Origin of the sequence: Gemmobacter nanjingensis, assembly GCF_014652195.1 — a bacterium.
GTDB lineage: Bacteria > Pseudomonadota > Alphaproteobacteria > Rhodobacterales > Rhodobacteraceae > Gemmobacter > Gemmobacter caeni.
Genome location: NZ_BMYI01000002.1, coordinates 87,729 through 103,252, shown reverse-complemented (window position 1 = coordinate 103,252; position 15,524 = coordinate 87,729). Strand labels below are relative to the sequence as shown.

Sequence of the window (15,524 nt, the reverse complement as noted above, 5' to 3'; positions counted from 1 at the left end):
CCGGCTCAGGGCGTGATCATGGTCACGCCGGGCAGGCTTGCGATATAGGCCATGTCGCGGTCATAGGTTTCGGTCATCACCGCGACCATGTCATCGGTCCAGTCCGGCAGGGCAAAGGACATTTCGACCACATCGGGCCGCGCGAATTTGTCGAGGAATGCCGAAACCACCCGACGCCGTTGCGCCACGCCCTGCGGCGGGTGCTTTTCCATATAGGCGGCCATCCGGCTCATGCCGTCCACGGTCATCACCGTGCCCAGCAGATCATCCGCGCCCTCCAGATACATGCCGGAGGGATGGCCCGACACCGCCTGCAGCACCTCGGGCCAGATCAGCGGCGTATCCTCGTCCGCCCAGACGGTGATCGGAACGCCGGGATTGCGGTCAATCAGTTGCAGGATCAGGTCGGACCAGCGCAGGCTCAGCGGGTCGGTGCCCTCGATGAACTCGGCATAATCGCGGCCCCGCTGACGACGGTGCAGTTCCGGCAGATAGGTGGCGGGGTTGCGCAGGCCCAGATGGAACTCTGCCCCGATCTCGGGGAAGATCTGGCAGATCGTGCGCATCCGGTCGCCGCCGGTATGATAGAACCGCCCCTTCACCGCCCAGGCAGGGAAGGACAGAAAGTTCTCCCATGACAGGACAAGCCGGTCGGCCGCATCGGCATCCATGATCTGATCCAGCAGATTGGCCTGCATTTCCATGCTGGCGGGCTGCCCTTTCAGCTGGATCGCCGCGTCGCGGATCAGGTTGCGATAGCGCCCCGGTTCCGGCACTTCGATGCCGACCGCGGCCAGCTGCCCGGCGTTGCGGTGCAGGGTCCGCACCAGACGGTCGTCATCGGTGCAATGCACCCCGAGGTGATAGGCAATACGCATTTGGCTCTGTTCTGGCAGTTGCTGCTCGTTGATGCTGAATATACGGGGTTTTCTGGACAGATAAACCGCTTTCCTGTAATCGGGCCTGATGATGCCCGAGCAAAAGACTCAGTCACAGCCTTTCAGACTGCCGCGCCTGCCCGATGTCTGGACACTGGCCGCCGTGGTCATCGGGGTTGTGGTGCTGGCGCCCGTCCTGTCCGTGGTCTGGATTGCCTTCCACCCGACGGAAAACATCTGGCCACATCTGATGGCGACCGTGATGCCGCGCTATCTGGCGACGACGGGTCGCATGATGCTGGGGGTCGGGCTGCTGACGGCCGCCGTTGGTACCGGCGCTGCATGGCTGGTGACGATGTACCGCTTTCCGGGCGCAAGGTTCTTCGACAGGGCGCTGCTGCTGCCGCTGGCGATTCCGGCCTATGTCGGCGCCTATGCGCTGGTCGATTTCTTCGATTATTCCGGTGCGTTTCAGGTCGGCCTGCGGTCGCTGATGGGCTGGCACAGTGCGCGGGACTACTGGTTCCCGACAGTGCGGTCGGAGGGTGCGGCCATCGTCGTGCTGTCGGCGGCGCTTTATCCTTATGTCTTCCTGCTGGCGCGCGCGGCCTTCCGCGAACAATCGGGCGGCTGTTACGAGGTGGCGCGCGCGCTGGGGTCCGGCCCCTGGAGCGTGTTTTTCCGCGTGGGTCTGCCGCTGGCCCGGCCCGCCATTGCCGCAGGCGTGGCACTCGCGCTGATGGAGACGGTGGCCGATTACGGAACGGCGACGCATTTCGGGGTTCAGACCCTCACGACAGGGCTGTTCTCCACCTGGCTGACCACCGGCAATGCGGGGGGCGCGGCCCAGATCGCGGGCGTCTCGCTGACGGTGATCGTGCTCCTGCTGGGGCTGGAACGCTGGAGCCGCCGTAATGCCCGCTTCCATGGCTCGGCCCGGCAGGCCCGCCCGGTAGAGCCGCAACCGATCCGGGGCCCGCAACGCTGGCTGGCGACGGTGGCCTGTGCGCTGCCCTTCGCCATGGGCTTTGTGCTGCCGGTGGCAGTGATGACCGGCCACGCCATCCGCAAGCCCGAAGCCTGGGTCTCGCCCGGTCTGGGCCGCGCGCTGGTCAATACACTGATCACCGGCGGGCTGGCCGCCCTGCTGACCGTCGGTGCGGCGTTGATCATGGTCTATGGTTTGCGGTTGCGCGGGCGCGGATTGCCACGCTGGATTTTGCCGATCACGGCGCTGGGATATGCCGCGCCCGGTGCGGTACTGGCGCTGGGTCTGCTGATCCCGCTGGCCGCCCTTGATCACTGGATGGCCGATACCCTCGCCGCGACCACAGGCTGGGATCCGGGCCTGCTGCTGACCGGCACCGCCGCCGCGCTGGTGCTGGCCTATGCGCTGCGCTTCTTCGGCATCGCGCAGGGGGCGGTGGATGCCGCCTTTGGCCGCGTCTCGCCCAATCTGCCGCTGGCGGCGCGGGCGCTGGGGCGCAGCCCTGCGCGGGTGCTGCGCGACGTTTATCTGCCGCTGATGCGCAGTTCGGTTGCCACCGCATTGCTGGTGGTCTTTGTCGATTGCGTGAAGGAACTGCCCGCCACGCTGCTGCTGCGCCCCTTCAACTATAACACCCTCGCGACGCGGGTGTTTGAACTGGCCAGCCTCGAACGGCTGGGCGAGGCCGCACCCGCCGCGCTGCTGGTGATGGGGGTCGGGCTGATCGCCGTGCTTCTGGTTGCCCGGAACGAGGGCTGAGGCACCTTTGTCGCATGCCGCCGCTTTCGCTTTGCGCGGGCGGCGCAATCGGCTAGGCAGGGCAGGAAACCGGGAAAGGCGCATGACGGCGAAAGACTATCGGGTATCTGACCTTGCCGTGGCGCGCGGCGGGCTGGTGGTGCTGGAGGGCGTGGGCTTCACCCTGCGCCCGGGGCATGCGCTGGTGCTGCGCGGGCCGAATGGCGTGGGCAAGACCACCCTGTTGCGCACGCTGGCCGGTTTGCAGCCGCCCGTTGCGGGCGACATCGGCCTGCCGCCCGAGGCCATCGCCTATGCCGCCCATGCCGACGGGTTGAAAGCGACGCTGAGCGTGGCCGAAAACCTTGCCTTCTGGGCCGCGATCTACGGCACCGACCGGGTTGAAACCGCGCTGAACCGCATGAACCTGCGCGAATTGCGCGACCGCAGCGCGGCCAACCTTTCCGCCGGGCAGAAGCGGCGGCTGGGGCTGGCGCGGCTGCTGGTCTCGGGTCGTCCGGTCTGGATGCTCGATGAACCAACCGTCAGCCTGGACGCCGCCTCGGTCGCGCTGTTCGCCGATGTGGTGCGCGGCCATCTGGCCGAAGGCGGCGCCGCGCTGATGGCGACCCATATCGACCTTGGCCTGACCGAGGCCGGGGTGCTGGACCTGACCCCCTTCAAGGCGCGCGGGCAAGCGGCGGGCACGGCCTCCGACTTTGACGAGGCTTTCGCATGATCGCCCTTCTGCTGCGGGACCTGAGGCTGGCGGTGCGCGCCGGGGGCGGCTTTGGACTTGGCCTTGCCTTCTTCCTGCTGGTCGCGGTTCTGGTGCCGCTGGGCGTCGGCCCGGAAGGCGGGACGCTGGCCAAGATCGCGCCGGGCATCCTGTGGGTCGGCGCGCTGCTGGCCTGCCTGCTGAGCCTCGACCGCATCTTCGCGCTGGATTTCGAGGATGGCTCGCTCGATCTTCTGGCCACCGCGCCGATCCCGCTAGAAGGCGCGGTGGCGATGAAATCCGCCGCGCACTGGCTGGTGACCGGGCTGCCGCTGACGCTTGCCGCGCCGGTGCTGGGGGTGCTGCTGCATCTGCCCGGTGAGGGATATTTCTGGCTCGTCGCCTCATTGGCACTCGGAACCCCTGCCCTGTCGGTCATCGGCACCTTCGGCGCGGCGCTGACCGTGGGGCTGAAACGCGGCGGCCTGCTGCTGAGCCTGCTGGTCCTGCCGCTTTATGTACCGACGCTGATCTTCGGCGCCGAAGTGGTCAAGCGCGGCGCGGCAGGGATGGCGGTGGAAGTGCCACTTCTGCTGCTGGCGGGCATTACACTGGGCGCGGCGGCAGTGCTGCCCTTCGCCTCGGCGCTTGCCCTGCGCATCAATCTGCGGTGATCCTGCCCGATGCCGCTTGCCGCACAACGAAACTGGATTTAGCGAGGCCCCATGTCGCTCTGGGAATATGCCAATCCGAAGAAGTTCATGCAGACCGCCGCACGGGTTCTGCCTGTGGTCAGCCTGCTGGCCGCGATCTGCATGGTCGGCGGGCTGGTCTGGGGGTTCTTCTTCACGCCCGATGATTACAAACAGGGCGCGACGGTGAAGATCATCTTCCTCCATGTGCCCGCCGCCATGATGGCGATCAATGTCTGGGGCATGATGCTGGTCACCTCACTGGTCTGGATCGTGCGGCGCCACCATGTCAGCGCGCTGGCCGCCCGTGCCGCAGCACCGCTGGGCATGACCTTCACCCTGATAGCGCTGGTGACCGGCGCGCTGTGGGGGCAACCGATGTGGGGGACGTGGTGGGAATGGGACCCGCGCCTGACCTCATTCCTCATCCTGTTCCTGTTCTACCTTGGCTATGTTGCGCTGTGGCAGGCGGTGGAAAACCCCGATACCGCAGCCGACCTGACCAGCGTGCTGTGCATCGTGGGGTCGGTCTTCGCCGCACTCAGCCGTTATGCGGTGAAATTCTGGAATCAGGGGCTGCATCAGGATTCGACCATCATGAAGGTGGGCGAGAAAGACCCGCTGGACCCGGCCTATTACTGGCCGCTGATCGTCTGCATCGCGGGCTTCATCCTGACCTTCGTCGCATTGGTGCTGCTGCGCACCGTCACGGAAATCCGCGCCCGCCGTCTGGCGGTGCTGACGGCACGGGAGAGGCTGGCATGATGCCCGATCTTGGCAAATATGCGGTGCCGGTTCTTGGCTCTTATGCGGTGGCGATTGGTCTGATCGCCGCCATTGTCGCGCTGTCCATCTGGCGGTCGCGGCGGATGAAACGCGCGCTTGATGCTGTCGAGGCGCGCGCCGGGAGGAAATGACATGTCGCGTATCCTGATGATCCTGCCGCCGCTGGTTTTCGCGGCACTGGCAGCGATGTTCTGGCTGGGGATGCAGCGCGAGGACCCTGACGCCCTACCCTCGACGCTCGTCGGGCGGGCGGCGCCTGTCGTGCAGGTGGGCACGCTGGGCGATCATCCCGCACTGCTGCACGAGGCGCTGACCGCGCCGGGGGTGAAGCTCCTGAACTTCTGGGCAAGCTGGTGCGCGCCCTGCCGGGCCGAACATCCGATGCTGAAACAGTTGCAGGCCGAAGGCGTGAGCATCCTTGGCGTGAACTACAAGGACAAGCCCGATCAGGCCGAGGCGTTTCTGGCCGAGCTGGGCAATCCCTATACCGCCATCGGCACCGACAGCGGCCGCATGGCGCTGGAATGGGGTGTTTATGGCGTGCCGGAAACCTTTGTGATCGACGGCGCGGGCAAGGTGGTGCTGCGTTACGCCGGTCCGATCACGGCGCAGGAGCTTGAGCGGGTCATTCGCCCGGCACTGGCCAAGGCGGCGGAATAACCGCCGCTGACCCTGAGGCAAAGGCCCGTCACCCTGTGCAGGCGGTCATGCTTTCCGCGAGCAATACGCTATCCTTGCCCGGATAGCGTAGCGACGGAAAGGACCCCTCAACCATGATCGCTTATGTCACGGTCGGCGCGGACGATATCGCGCGCGCGAAACGCTTCTATTCAGCCCTCCTGCCCGCCCTGGGCTACGCTCTGGAGGAGGGACCGGAGGGGCTGAGCTACACGCTTCCCGCCGCGCCGGGGGCATCCGGCCCCGCGCCCGATTTCTACGTCAAACCCACTTTCGACGGGCGCCCTGCCTCGGCTGGCAATGGCACCATGGTGGCTTTCATGGTCCGCGGCCAGAAGCAGGTGCGCGACCTGCACGCCGCAGCACTGATCGCAGGCGGATCGGACGAGGGCCAGCCGGGTTTCCGCGCCGCCTACGGACCGCATTTCTATGTGGCGTATCTGCGCGACCCTCAGGGCAACAAGATTGACCTGTTCTCCAGCGATCCGAACGAACCCGGACGAGAAGGGTGATATCTGGGTGCAGACGCCAATCACAGCATCCTCGCGCCCTATGTTTCGGCGACAAGGCCGGCTCGATCCGGCGGGCGATGCAAGTGCTGATGGTACCGACTCCCCGGCTCGAACGGGGGACCCCCAGATCCACAATCTGGTGCTCTAACCAACTGAGCTAAGTCGGCACTTGCGGGCGATGTAGCCCCCTGCGCGGGGGAATGCAACCCCCCTCGCGCGCTTGCCATGATGGTTTTTCGGCGCTAAAGCGTTTCGGGAATTACCCGAGCCATGAAACATCGTAAAAAGCCCGTAAGCATCGAAGATGTGTCAGGGTTTTGGCGATTGAGGGTATCCCTGAAACGCTCCGGGCCACGAAATCGGAAAACGGAGAATGCCATGAGTATCAACGACCAGAGCGAAATCGCCGCCAACCTGCAAATCGGCCCGACCGATCAGGGCATGGTGCGAATCTATGTCGAGGCGGAAGGCGGCATCGACCTGCCGCTGGACTTCGACCCGGACGAGGCCGAAGAGATTGCCGAGGAACTGCGCGCCGCCGCCGAGGCCGCCCGCGCCATGGGCGCCCCTGCCCCTAAGGGGAAAAAGCGCTGACCTTGCCCACCGCAGCCGGATCGCGCAGCGCCTGAAGGCGCAGCGCGGCATGGCGGGCGAACTTCTGTACCATGACCTTGCGGCGGGCTGCCGCCAGCGGCGCCTGCGGCCCCATCCGCAGGATTTCGGCATCGTAGTCATCGGCAACGATCAGCCCGCTGTCGGGCGGCAGCAGGCCGGTCGGGAAATCGGCATCCACCGCCCAGAAGAAACGGTCACACCACTCCAGATAATTGTGCCATTTGCGATCTGCCGCGAAATCCGCGCGCGAAGATTTGCATTCGACCACCCAGACCTCGCCCTTCGGCCCCAGCCCCATCACATCGACCCGCAGACCTGGCGCGGGCACCAGCTCCTCGACCGTGGCGAAGCCGTGGCTCAGCAAATGGCGGCAAACCCCGCGCGCAAGGCGCTGGCCGGGCGTCGGAGGCGGAAGTGCGACAGTGTCATCCATGGGAAAATATTGAACGAAAAGGGAACATTTCGCAAGCCCCCCTTGCACCCCAAGGGTTGACAGCATGGCGCCCCTTGGCCAGCCTGCCCGCAGTTCATTGAGAGAGAGATTTCATGTCCCGTATCCCGATCACCCGTCTTTTGCCGCTTGCCCTTTCGTCGCTGCCGCTGCCCGCCCTTGCAATCACGGTGGCCGACTGCACCCTGCAACAGGGCTGCGCCTGCTCCGAATCGCCGCTCAGCGCCGAGGAGATCGGCATTGTCATGGGCGCGACGCCGCCGCAGGGCGCCGACGGCATGGTTTTTGTGTTCCAGGACGGCGACGCTGGCACATGGTCGCCGCTGACGCCCGAGGAAATCGACATCGTTTCGGGCGGTGATGGCGCCTGTGACGGGCCGCTGGTGCCCGAGGATGGCACCTGGGTCACGCGATCCACCCTGAACAGCCTGCATTGCGGCGCGGGCACGGCCATGATGCGCAGCATGATCGAGGGCACCCTGAACAAGGAGAACCCGGTTCCAGTGCGCTGGAACGGCGATTTCAGCGCTGATACCTGGCGCCGCGCCTGGATCGCCGCCAATCCGCAGGCCGAAGCGCCGAACACCCCGACGTTCAACCGCGTGTCGCCGGTCGAACTGTCAGGGCGAGACAGCATCAAGGGCATGACCAGCACGCAGCGCATGGTGCTGCTGACGCCGCGGAGCTTCCGAATGGACTGGCAATTCGAGGGGCAGAACGAAATGGGGGCCTGCGGCTGGTCTGTCACGCATATGGTGCGCCGCACCGGGGGCTGAGCCCTTGCCGTCGCGCCCGCCGCATCCTATCTGTGGAAACGGCGGGTGCTGCTCTTCGCGTGTGGGACACTTTTCCAGTGGCCGATAAGCAAGCGAACGGGGGCTGGCTCTGGCAGGATCCTGGTCCTGTTACCTGGCACCCACCTGAGACCTCTGGCTCTCGGGAAAACACCGTCGCCCACGGTCGCTGCGGGCCCGCCACTTTACGACCCTTTCCCTGTCGCCACCGGGGCAGCAATCACCGGGCATGGCCCTAGGCTTGCGGGCAGTCCAACGCGCCCGAGGCTGTGCCCCATGTTCCGCATTCCCCGCCCCACCCTTCTGGGTATCCTCTGCCTGTGCAGCGGTATCGCGGTCTTTTCGGTGCAGGATCTGATCCTGAAGCTGCTGTCGGGCAGCTATCCCTTGCATCAGGCCATGGTGATCCGCAGCCTGACCGCCATGCCGCTCTTGTTCCTGCTGGTGCTGCGCGACGGCGGTGTGGCGACGCTGGTGCCGCCGGGATGGTGGCGGATGGCGGCACGCGGCTGGCTGAACTTTGCTGCTTACACCGCCTATTACCTCGCGCTGGCGGCACTGCCCATCGCCTCGACCGTCACGCTGTTCTTCTCGGCCCCGCTAATGATCACGGCGCTGTCGGTGGTGATGCTGGGGGCGCGTGTCGGCCCGCTGAGGTGGAGCGCAGTGGCGCTTGGTTTCGGCGGCGTGGTGCTGATGCTGCGGCCGGGCAGCGCGTTGTTCGACTGGGCCGCACTCTTGCCGGTGGTGGCGGGGCTCGCCTATGCGATGACGATGATCCTGACCCGCATTCAGGGCACGCGCTTCACCGCCCCCGCCATGGCCTTTCATGGCAATGTGGTCTTCCTGTTCTGCGCGCTCGCGCTTTCGGCGGTGTTCGGATCGGGCGAAATGGCACAATCCGGCCATGCCAGCCTCGATTTCCTGACGCGGGGCTGGGTCATGCCACCGCTGCGCGATCTGGGGCTGATGGCGCTGTGTGGCGTCATTGCCGCCGCCGGGCTGACGCTGCTGACCCAGGCCTATCGCATCGCCCCCTCGTCGGTGCTGGCGCCGTTTGAATATACCGCGCTGATCTGGGGCGTGATCTATGGCTGGCTGGTCTGGGGTGACTGGCCGGATGCGATCGGCTGGCTGGGCGTCGCGGTGATCTGCGGCGCCGGGCTGATCGTGCTGTGGAGCGAGGCGCAGGACCAGCGCAGCGCCGCCGCCCCCACCGCCGCCTGAAACGTAAAAGGGCCGCATCCTGCGATGCGGCCCCCGTGATCCGGTCTGACGCCGGGATCAGATCTCGTCCAGCGCCTCAACGGCTTTCTGGAGATCTTCTTTCGACACTTCCTTGTCGCTGACCTTGGCACCGGCGACGATGAAATCGACAACCTTGTCCTCGAAGATCGGCGCGCGCAGCTGCTGTTGCATCTGGGCGTTCTTCTGCACGAATTCGAAGAAGGCGCGTTCCTGACCCGGGTATTGACGCGCGGCGTTCAGCACGGCTTGCGTCATCTCGGCGTCAGTCACCTGCACGTCGGCCTTGCGGCCCACTTCGGCCAGCAGCAGGCCCAGACGCACGCGGCGTTCGGCCAGCGACTTGTGCTCGTCAGTGGGTTCCACATTGCCGTGGTTGTGGTCATGCACATCCGGGTTTTCTTCGTGCCACAGCTGATGCGCGATCTGCGCGGCTTCGGCATCGACCAGCGCGCCCGGCAGGTCAAACTTCACCAGACCGTCCAGCTGATCCAGCAGCGAGCGCTTCAGCACGGCGCGGGCAGCGCCCTTGTATTCGGCTTCCAGACGCTCGGCGATCTGGCCTTTCAGCGCATCCAGCGACTCGGCGCCGAATTTCTTGGCAAGTTCGTCATCCAGATCGGCAGCTTTCGGCGCTTTCACCGCATGGACCTTGCACTTGAACAGGGCTTCCTTGCCCGCTAGGTGCTTGGCGCCATAGTTTTCCGGGAAAGTCACTTTGACTTCGACCTCGTCATCGACCTTGGTGCCGACCAGTTGGTCTTCGAAGCCCGGAATGAACGAACCCGAACCCAGAACCAGCGGATAGCCTTCGCCCTTGCCGCCCTCGAATGCCTCGCCATCAACGAAGCCCTCGAAGTCGATGGTCACCTGATCGCCGTCCTTGGCCTTGGAGCCTTTCTTGCGGTCATCGAAGGATTTGGCGGTATCGGCGAGGTTTTGCAGCGCCTCGTCAACGGCGGCATCCTCGGCCTTCACGACCAGACGCTCCAGCGTCACAGCCGAGGCGTCCAGTTCCGGGATCGGCGGCAGGGCTTCGTAGGTCATCTCGACCACGACATCCTGACCTTCCTTCCACTCTTCGCCGCCCACCATCTTCACTTCGGGCTGAAGCGCCGGACGGTCGCCCGAGGCTTCGAAATGCGACTGCATCGCGCCGTCGATGGCGTCCTGCATGGCCTCGCCCAGCAGGCGCGGGCCGAACTGCTTGCGCAGCATGGCCAGCGGCACCTTGCCCTTGCGGAAGCCCTTCATCTCGATCTCGGGCTGCGCCTCGACCAGTTTCTCCTGGACTTTGGCGTCCAGCTCGGCTGCGGTCACCGTGATGGTGTAGCCGCGCTTCAGACCTTCGTTCAGGGTCTCGGTGACCTGCATGAGTGTTCCGTCCTTGTTCACGTCTCTGGTGCGGGTGGAGGGACTTGAACCCCCACGCCTTGCGGCGCCGGAACCTAAATCCGGTGCGTCTGCCAATTCCGCCACACCCGCTTTCCCAAAACGCGGACGGCCCCCTGCGAGGCCGCCCGCGCCCTGAAATTCCGCGTCCTTCTAACAAAGGCCCGCAGCGGATGCGAGGGAAAAATCGCGCGCGTCCGGCTGCGGCAAATGGGGCACGTCCGGCAGGATCGGCGGCCCCTGGCGCGGAAAAGCCTCGCGCCGGGCGCATTCCTGCCATAATCTGCCTTGAAAAGAGCAGAACATACAAAAAACAGGTGTCACCCATGTCCATCGTGACCGAGGGGCGTGTCGCGCAAGCGGCCGCCGAGACCGATTTTGCTGTGGCCGATTGCGGGATTGCCGCCGGAACCCCGGTGCTGACGCTGGCCGGAGCCGTCGCGGTCGAGGATCTGACGCCGGGAACCCGGATCATCACCCGCGATGGCGCGCGTCAACTGACCGGACTGCGCCAGGTTGCACCGTCGCGCATGGTGCGGGTTTCGGCTTCGGCCATCGGCGTCGAACAGCCGGAAGAGGATATGGTGATCGGCGCCGCGACGCCCATCCTGATCCGTGACTGGCGCGCCAAGGCCCTGAAAGGCTGCGATCAGGCGATCATCCGCGCCGACCGGCTGATCGACGGTGAATATATCCGGCACGAAACCGCCACCTCCCCCACGCTGTACGCGCTGGAATTCGACGCTCCCGCGGTGATTTATGCGGGTGGTCTGGAACTGGCACTGGCACCCGCGCGGCAACCGGCCTGACATCACCTGCCCGGAAACGCAAAAGGCGCCCCGCAGGGCGCCTTTTTAATTTCGGGTCTGCGCACTCACTGATCAAGGAAACTGCGCAGTTTGCGCGAGCGCGACGGGTGCTTGAGCTTGCGCAGTGCCTTCGCCTCGATCTGGCGGATACGTTCGCGGGTCACGCTGAACTGCTGGCCCACTTCCTCCAGCGTGTGATCGGTGTTCATGCCGATGCCAAAGCGCATCCGCAGCACACGCTCCTCGCGCGGGGTGAGGCTGGCCAGAACGCGCGTCGTCGTCTCCTTCAGGTTCTCCTGAATCGCCGAATCAAGCGGCAGGATCGCGTTCTTGTCCTCGATGAAATCGCCAAGCTGGCTGTCCTCCTCGTCGCCGATCGGCGTTTCGAGGCTGATCGGCTCCTTGGCGATCTTCATCACCTTGCGGACCTTTTCGAGCGGCATTTGCAGCTTCTCGGCCAGTTCTTCCGGCGTCGGTTCGCGGCCGATCTCGTGCAGCATCTGACGGCCGGTACGCACCAGCTTGTTGATCGTCTCGATCATGTGCACCGGAATACGGATGGTGCGCGCCTGATCGGCGATGGACCGGGTGATAGCCTGACGGATCCACCAGGTCGCATAGGTCGAGAACTTGTAGCCGCGGCGGTATTCGAACTTGTCCACCGCCTTCATCAGACCGATGTTGCCTTCCTGGATCAGGTCAAGGAATTGCAGGCCGCGGTTGGTGTATTTCTTGGCAATCGAGATCACGAGCCGAAGGTTGGCTTCCACCATTTCCTTCTTGGCCTGACGGGCCTCTTTCTCGCCCTTCTGCACCTGCTGAACGATGCGGCGGAATTCGCTGATGTCCACGCCAACATACTGGCCGACCTGCGCCATCTCGCTCCGCAGATCCTCCAGCTTGTCACGGCTCTTCTCGATCAGAGTCTGCCAGCCGCGGCCCGCCTTGGCCGCCATGCGGTCGATCCAGGTCGGGTCCAGCTCGTAGCCCTGATATTCGTCGATGAACTCGCGCCGGTTGATGCGCGCGGCATCGGCCAGCTTCACCATGCCCGAGTTGATCGACATGATCTTGCGGTTGATGCCGTAAAGCTGGTCGATCAGCGCCTCGATCCGGTTGTTGTGCAGGTGAAGCTCGTTCACCAGCTGCACCACTTCCGACCGCAGTTTCTGATAGGTCGCTTCCTCGTTCACGCTGAACCTGGCGCCACTGCTGGTCATCGCGGCATGCATCCGCTTGTCCTGCATTTCGGACAGTGTCTCGTAATCCAGCGCGATGCGTTCCAGCATCTCCAGCACGCGGGGGCGCAGCGCGTTTTCCATCGCGGCCAGCGACATGTTCGACGAATCGTCATCTTCATCGTCATCATCGGCACGCGAAATCGGGTTGCCGTCGGCATCAAGCTCGGGCTCCGAACTGGCGGGGCGGCGCGGGGTTGCCGGGGAGGCCCCGGACATGTCCACCTCATCCAGCCCGCCCATTTCGTCATCGCCGTCCAGATTGCGGCCGAAGGTGGCCTCAAGGTCGATGACGTCGCGCAGCAGGATGTCTTCGTTCAGAAGCTCCTCGCGCCAGATGGTGATGGCCTGAAAGGTCAGCGGGCTTTCGCACAGCCCGGCGATCATGGTGTTGCGGCCAGCCTCGATGCGCTTCGCAATGGCGATCTCGCCCTCGCGGCTGAGCAGTTCGACGCTGCCCATCTCGCGCAGGTACATGCGCACCGGATCGTCGGTGCGATCCAGCGTTTCGGCCGGCCCACCGGCCAGCGCCACCTCGCGCGAGGTCGATCCGGTCTCGACCAGCTCGCTGCCGGTCTCGCCTTCCTCGGCCTCGTCATTCTCGACGACGTTGATGCCCATTTCGGACAGCATCGCCATGACATCCTCGATCTGCTCGGACGAGGCCTGTTCGGGCGGCAGCACCGCATTGAGCTGATCGTAGGTGATATAGCCGCGCTCGCGGGCGTCGGCGATCATCCGTTTGACCGCCGCCTGGCTCATGTCGAGGGAAACCTCGGTCTCCTGATCCTCGGGCTTGGCGTCGTCGGTGTCTTTGACCATGAGTTCTCCTCGGGTCCGAATCGGTCTCGTCTCGTTACGAATCAATAGCGCGAATCACGCCGGGGGAAAGGGGGCAGCGTTCGCTTCCCCCCGTTCCCATGCAACAGGGCGGCGATTCCGCCCGTTTCAGGGGCGTGACTTGCCCCCTTTGGTAAAGTCGATGCTGGCCCAAATCTTCTTGGCATGGTCCAGTTCCTCCCTGTCCATTTCCACCCCGTTCGGCGCCACCACGCCTTCGGCCCGGGCGGCCTCGGGGCCACGGTCGGCGTCAGCACGCGCGCGTGCCGCCTGCCCCAGCCGCCAGGTCAGCCCCTCATCCGCCAGCGCCTCGATATCCTCGGCCGCCTCGCGCATTTCCTGCGCATGGCCCCAATAGGCCTCCAGCTTGGCAAATTCCATCTCCAGGCATTTCGCGGCGCAATCCGTATCGTCGAGGCGACGGATATGCGGCTGGATACGGATCTGGGGATGCGCCAGCAGGGTTTCAAGATCATCCCCCGCAGCGCGACGCACCCGTTCGGCCCGGCTGTCAGGATCAGCGTCATGGGCATGGGTCAGCACAACCTGCCGCAGGTTTTCATGCCGCGAGTCATGCAGGTGCATCCGTTCAATCCGCGATTCATGCGGGTCGATCAGATGCGGATGCAGGCACAACGTCGTCAAAACCACCGACACGCGCAGATCGACGACCGCTGCCTCGCTATCGGCAGACCCCAGAAGCGAGGCGCGGGTCTGGGGCACCGGCTCCACCGGCTGAAGCCGCGCATTCCGCGCGAAACCGCCCCGTGCCACGCCGCCGACTGGCCGGCCGTCCGGCCGGGAGGGTCGGCGGCCCTGACGGAACAGCTGCCAGCGCAACTCCTTGATATCCTCGCCGTAATGGCTGCGGATGGAGGGGTCCCTGATCTTCATCAGCGCGGCGCGCAGCGATTTGTCCAGCGCGGCCTTGCGTTCGGGGCTGTCGAAAACGCGGCCCTCGGTCTCGCGCTTCCACAGAAGGTTCACCATCGGCTGCGCCTGATCCAGCACCTCTTGCAGCGCCGGCGCCCCTTTGGCCTTCAGCAGGTCATCCGGGTCCATCCCCTGAGGCAGCACGGCAAACCGCAGGCCCTGCCCCGCCTCCAGCAGCGGCAGCGCAAGGTCGATCACCCGCATTGCTGCACGCTGGCCTGCGGTGTCACCGTCCAGCGTGATCACCGGCTCTGGCGCGATGCGCCACATCAGGCGCAACTGGTCTTCGGTGATGGCAGTGCCCAAGGGTGCCACGGCAGCGGGAAAACCCGCCTCCACCATGGCGATGACATCCATATAGCCCTCGGCCACCACTAGCGCGGCACCCTTGCCCGCAGCTTCACGCGCGGGGCCGTGGTTAAAGAGGTTGCGCCCCTTGTCGAACAGCTCCGTCTCGGGGCCGTTCAGGTATTTCGCCCGCGCATTGGGATCGAGCGACCGCCCGCCCAGAGAAATCGCCCGCCCGCGCGCATCGCGGATCGGAAAGATCACGCGGCCCCGGAAACGGTCGTAAAGGCTGCCATCATCGCCCTTGGCGATCAGGCCCGAGGCCACCATCAGATCCGGCGGCACTCCCTTCGCCTTCAGCGCGTCCAGCAGTGCATGGCGGTTGTCGGGCGCCCAGCCGATTTCCCACCGCTCCTGCGCCTGCGGGCTGAGCCTGCGCTTGCCGCCGATATAGTCGCGCGCCATCTGCCCGGCGCCGGTGCGCAGTTGCAGCCGGAAGAAGCGCACCGCCTCTTCCATCACCTCGGCAAGCTGGCTGCGGCGGTCAGCCTTCTGCGCCGCCTGCGGATCGCGGGCAGGCATCGGCATCCCGGCCTCGCGCGCAAGAATCTCCACCGCCTCCATGAAGCCCACGTTTTCGCTTTCCTTCACGAAGGTCAGCGCATCGCCCTTCGCGTGGCAACCGAAGCAGTAGTAGAACCCCTTGCGGTCATCGACGTGGAAGCTTGCGGATTTTTCCTGATGGAACGGGCAAGGCGCCCAGAAATCGCCCTTCGCCTGGTTCGACTTGCGCATATCCCATGTCACCTTCCGGCCGATGACGGCGGAAAGCGAGACGCGGTTGCGCAGCTCGTCAAGGAATCCGGGCGGCAGGGACATGAGTTCTATATCGGCCCTCGCGGCGGCACTGTCCAGTGCCGGGGTTCGAC

General features: G+C 65.2%; 16 protein-coding genes and 2 tRNA genes. 11 read left to right on the top strand and 7 right to left on the bottom strand.

The genetic code is table 11. The annotated features are described in order from the left end of the window. Positions 1-5 precede the first annotated feature (5 nt). A complete protein-coding gene (locus IE126_RS05545; RefSeq protein ID WP_054301101.1) occupies positions 6-878 on the bottom strand; it encodes a hypothetical protein in 873 nt (290 codons plus the stop codon). Positions 879-969: 91 nt separating this feature from the next. Here IE126_RS05545 and IE126_RS05540 point away from each other — a divergent pair, with 91 nt between their 5' ends. From IE126_RS05540 to IE126_RS05510, 7 genes are all read left to right on the top strand, one after another. Further along, positions 970-2,625: an ABC transporter permease gene (locus IE126_RS05540; protein WP_189380409.1), complete on the top strand. Its 1,656-nt coding sequence runs from the start codon at positions 970-972 to the stop codon at positions 2,623-2,625. An 82-nt stretch (positions 2,626-2,707) separates the two neighbouring features. Further along, on the top strand, positions 2,708-3,343 hold the full coding sequence (gene ccmA, locus IE126_RS05535) for a heme ABC exporter ATP-binding protein CcmA (RefSeq protein ID WP_189380408.1): 636 nt from the start codon (positions 2,708-2,710) through the stop codon (positions 3,341-3,343). Continuing rightward, positions 3,340-3,996 (top strand): heme exporter protein CcmB, encoded by a 657-nt coding sequence (gene ccmB / locus IE126_RS05530; protein ID WP_054301099.1) that lies wholly within the window; start codon positions 3,340-3,342, stop codon positions 3,994-3,996. Before ccmA ends, ccmB begins: the two co-directional genes overlap by 4 nt. A 51-nt stretch (positions 3,997-4,047) precedes the next feature. Then, the gene (locus IE126_RS05525) at positions 4,048-4,779 is read left to right on the top strand and encodes a heme ABC transporter permease (RefSeq protein WP_189380407.1); all 732 of its coding nucleotides are present in this window, start codon (positions 4,048-4,050) and stop codon (positions 4,777-4,779) included. Further along, positions 4,776-4,931, top strand: a complete 156-nt coding sequence (gene ccmD / locus IE126_RS05520; RefSeq protein ID WP_108127248.1) for a heme exporter protein CcmD — start codon at positions 4,776-4,778, stop codon at positions 4,929-4,931. Before IE126_RS05525 ends, ccmD begins: the two co-directional genes overlap by 4 nt. A gap of 1 nt (position 4,932) precedes the next feature. Next, positions 4,933-5,460, top strand: coding sequence for a DsbE family thiol:disulfide interchange protein (locus IE126_RS05515; RefSeq protein WP_189380406.1), 528 nt, complete (start codon positions 4,933-4,935; stop codon positions 5,458-5,460). A gap of 113 nt (positions 5,461-5,573) precedes the next feature. Further along, entirely contained in the window at positions 5,574-5,990 is a 417-nt protein-coding gene (locus IE126_RS05510) for a VOC family protein (RefSeq protein WP_189380405.1), read from the top strand. A 90-nt stretch (positions 5,991-6,080) separates the two neighbouring features. On the opposite strand, the gene IE126_RS05505 is transcribed toward IE126_RS05510, so the two are convergent. Then, positions 6,081-6,157 (bottom strand) — tRNA-His (locus tag IE126_RS05505). 211 nt (positions 6,158-6,368) lie between these two features. Between IE126_RS05505 and IE126_RS05500 the strand changes: the two genes are divergently transcribed. Continuing rightward, the gene (locus IE126_RS05500) at positions 6,369-6,584 is read left to right on the top strand and encodes a DUF6324 family protein (protein ID WP_054301097.1); all 216 of its coding nucleotides are present in this window, start codon (positions 6,369-6,371) and stop codon (positions 6,582-6,584) included. On the opposite strand, the gene IE126_RS05495 is transcribed toward IE126_RS05500, so the two are convergent. Continuing rightward, the gene (locus IE126_RS05495) at positions 6,565-7,038 is read right to left on the bottom strand and encodes an MmcB family DNA repair protein (protein WP_054301096.1); all 474 of its coding nucleotides are present in this window, start codon (positions 7,036-7,038) and stop codon (positions 6,565-6,567) included. The two genes, IE126_RS05500 and IE126_RS05495, sit on opposite strands and share 20 nt — an antisense overlap. A 113-nt stretch (positions 7,039-7,151) precedes the next feature. Here IE126_RS05495 and IE126_RS05490 point away from each other — a divergent pair, with 113 nt between their 5' ends. Continuing rightward, positions 7,152-7,832, top strand: a complete 681-nt coding sequence (locus IE126_RS05490) for a hypothetical protein (protein ID WP_189380404.1) — start codon at positions 7,152-7,154, stop codon at positions 7,830-7,832. A gap of 294 nt (positions 7,833-8,126) precedes the next feature. Beyond that, complete coding sequence (locus IE126_RS05485; RefSeq protein WP_189380403.1) at positions 8,127-9,077, top strand: DMT family transporter; 951 nt, start codon at positions 8,127-8,129, stop codon at positions 9,075-9,077. A gap of 57 nt (positions 9,078-9,134) precedes the next feature. Here IE126_RS05485 and tig read toward each other — a convergent pair whose 3' ends face one another. Both tig and IE126_RS05475 read right to left on the bottom strand, forming a co-directional pair. Continuing rightward, positions 9,135-10,469 (bottom strand): trigger factor, encoded by a 1,335-nt coding sequence (gene tig, locus IE126_RS05480; RefSeq protein WP_054301093.1) that lies wholly within the window; start codon positions 10,467-10,469, stop codon positions 9,135-9,137. A 26-nt stretch (positions 10,470-10,495) separates the two neighbouring features. Further along, a tRNA-Leu gene (locus tag IE126_RS05475) sits at positions 10,496-10,580 on the bottom strand. A 233-nt stretch (positions 10,581-10,813) separates the two neighbouring features. Here IE126_RS05475 and IE126_RS05470 point away from each other — a divergent pair. Further along, a complete protein-coding gene (locus tag IE126_RS05470; protein WP_054301092.1) occupies positions 10,814-11,296 on the top strand; it encodes a Hint domain-containing protein in 483 nt (160 codons plus the stop codon). A gap of 65 nt (positions 11,297-11,361) precedes the next feature. Here IE126_RS05470 and rpoD read toward each other — a convergent pair whose 3' ends face one another. Both rpoD and dnaG read right to left on the bottom strand, forming a co-directional pair. After that, positions 11,362-13,356 (bottom strand): RNA polymerase sigma factor RpoD, encoded by a 1,995-nt coding sequence (gene rpoD, locus IE126_RS05465; protein ID WP_054301091.1) that lies wholly within the window; start codon positions 13,354-13,356, stop codon positions 11,362-11,364. A gap of 126 nt (positions 13,357-13,482) precedes the next feature. Continuing rightward, positions 13,483-15,474: a DNA primase gene (gene dnaG, locus IE126_RS05460; RefSeq protein ID WP_108127260.1), complete on the bottom strand. Its 1,992-nt coding sequence runs from the start codon at positions 15,472-15,474 to the stop codon at positions 13,483-13,485. Positions 15,475-15,524: the final 50 nt, after the last annotated feature.

What these genes read in the sequence shown, in the direction of transcription:
- IE126_RS05545 (WP_054301101.1), bottom strand. Translation starts at nt 878, where the DNA reads ATGCGTATTGCCTATCACCTCGGGGTGCATTGCACCGATGACGACCGT.
- IE126_RS05540 (WP_189380409.1), top strand. Translation starts at nt 970, where the DNA reads ATGCCCGAGCAAAAGACTCAGTCACAGCCTTTCAGACTGCCGCGCCTG.
- ccmA (WP_189380408.1), top strand. Translation starts at nt 2,708, where the DNA reads ATGACGGCGAAAGACTATCGGGTATCTGACCTTGCCGTGGCGCGCGGC.
- ccmB (WP_054301099.1), top strand. Translation starts at nt 3,340, where the DNA reads ATGATCGCCCTTCTGCTGCGGGACCTGAGGCTGGCGGTGCGCGCCGGG.
- IE126_RS05525 (WP_189380407.1), top strand. Translation starts at nt 4,048, where the DNA reads ATGTCGCTCTGGGAATATGCCAATCCGAAGAAGTTCATGCAGACCGCC.
- ccmD (WP_108127248.1), top strand. Translation starts at nt 4,776, where the DNA reads ATGATGCCCGATCTTGGCAAATATGCGGTGCCGGTTCTTGGCTCTTAT.
- IE126_RS05515 (WP_189380406.1), top strand. Translation starts at nt 4,933, where the DNA reads ATGTCGCGTATCCTGATGATCCTGCCGCCGCTGGTTTTCGCGGCACTG.
- IE126_RS05510 (WP_189380405.1), top strand. Translation starts at nt 5,574, where the DNA reads ATGATCGCTTATGTCACGGTCGGCGCGGACGATATCGCGCGCGCGAAA.
- IE126_RS05500 (WP_054301097.1), top strand. Translation starts at nt 6,369, where the DNA reads ATGAGTATCAACGACCAGAGCGAAATCGCCGCCAACCTGCAAATCGGC.
- IE126_RS05495 (WP_054301096.1), bottom strand. Translation starts at nt 7,038, where the DNA reads ATGGATGACACTGTCGCACTTCCGCCTCCGACGCCCGGCCAGCGCCTT.
- IE126_RS05490 (WP_189380404.1), top strand. Translation starts at nt 7,152, where the DNA reads ATGTCCCGTATCCCGATCACCCGTCTTTTGCCGCTTGCCCTTTCGTCG.
- IE126_RS05485 (WP_189380403.1), top strand. Translation starts at nt 8,127, where the DNA reads ATGTTCCGCATTCCCCGCCCCACCCTTCTGGGTATCCTCTGCCTGTGC.
- tig (WP_054301093.1), bottom strand. Translation starts at nt 10,469, where the DNA reads ATGCAGGTCACCGAGACCCTGAACGAAGGTCTGAAGCGCGGCTACACC.
- IE126_RS05470 (WP_054301092.1), top strand. Translation starts at nt 10,814, where the DNA reads ATGTCCATCGTGACCGAGGGGCGTGTCGCGCAAGCGGCCGCCGAGACC.
- rpoD (WP_054301091.1), bottom strand. Translation starts at nt 13,356, where the DNA reads ATGGTCAAAGACACCGACGACGCCAAGCCCGAGGATCAGGAGACCGAG.
- dnaG (WP_108127260.1), bottom strand. Translation starts at nt 15,474, where the DNA reads ATGTCCCTGCCGCCCGGATTCCTTGACGAGCTGCGCAACCGCGTCTCG.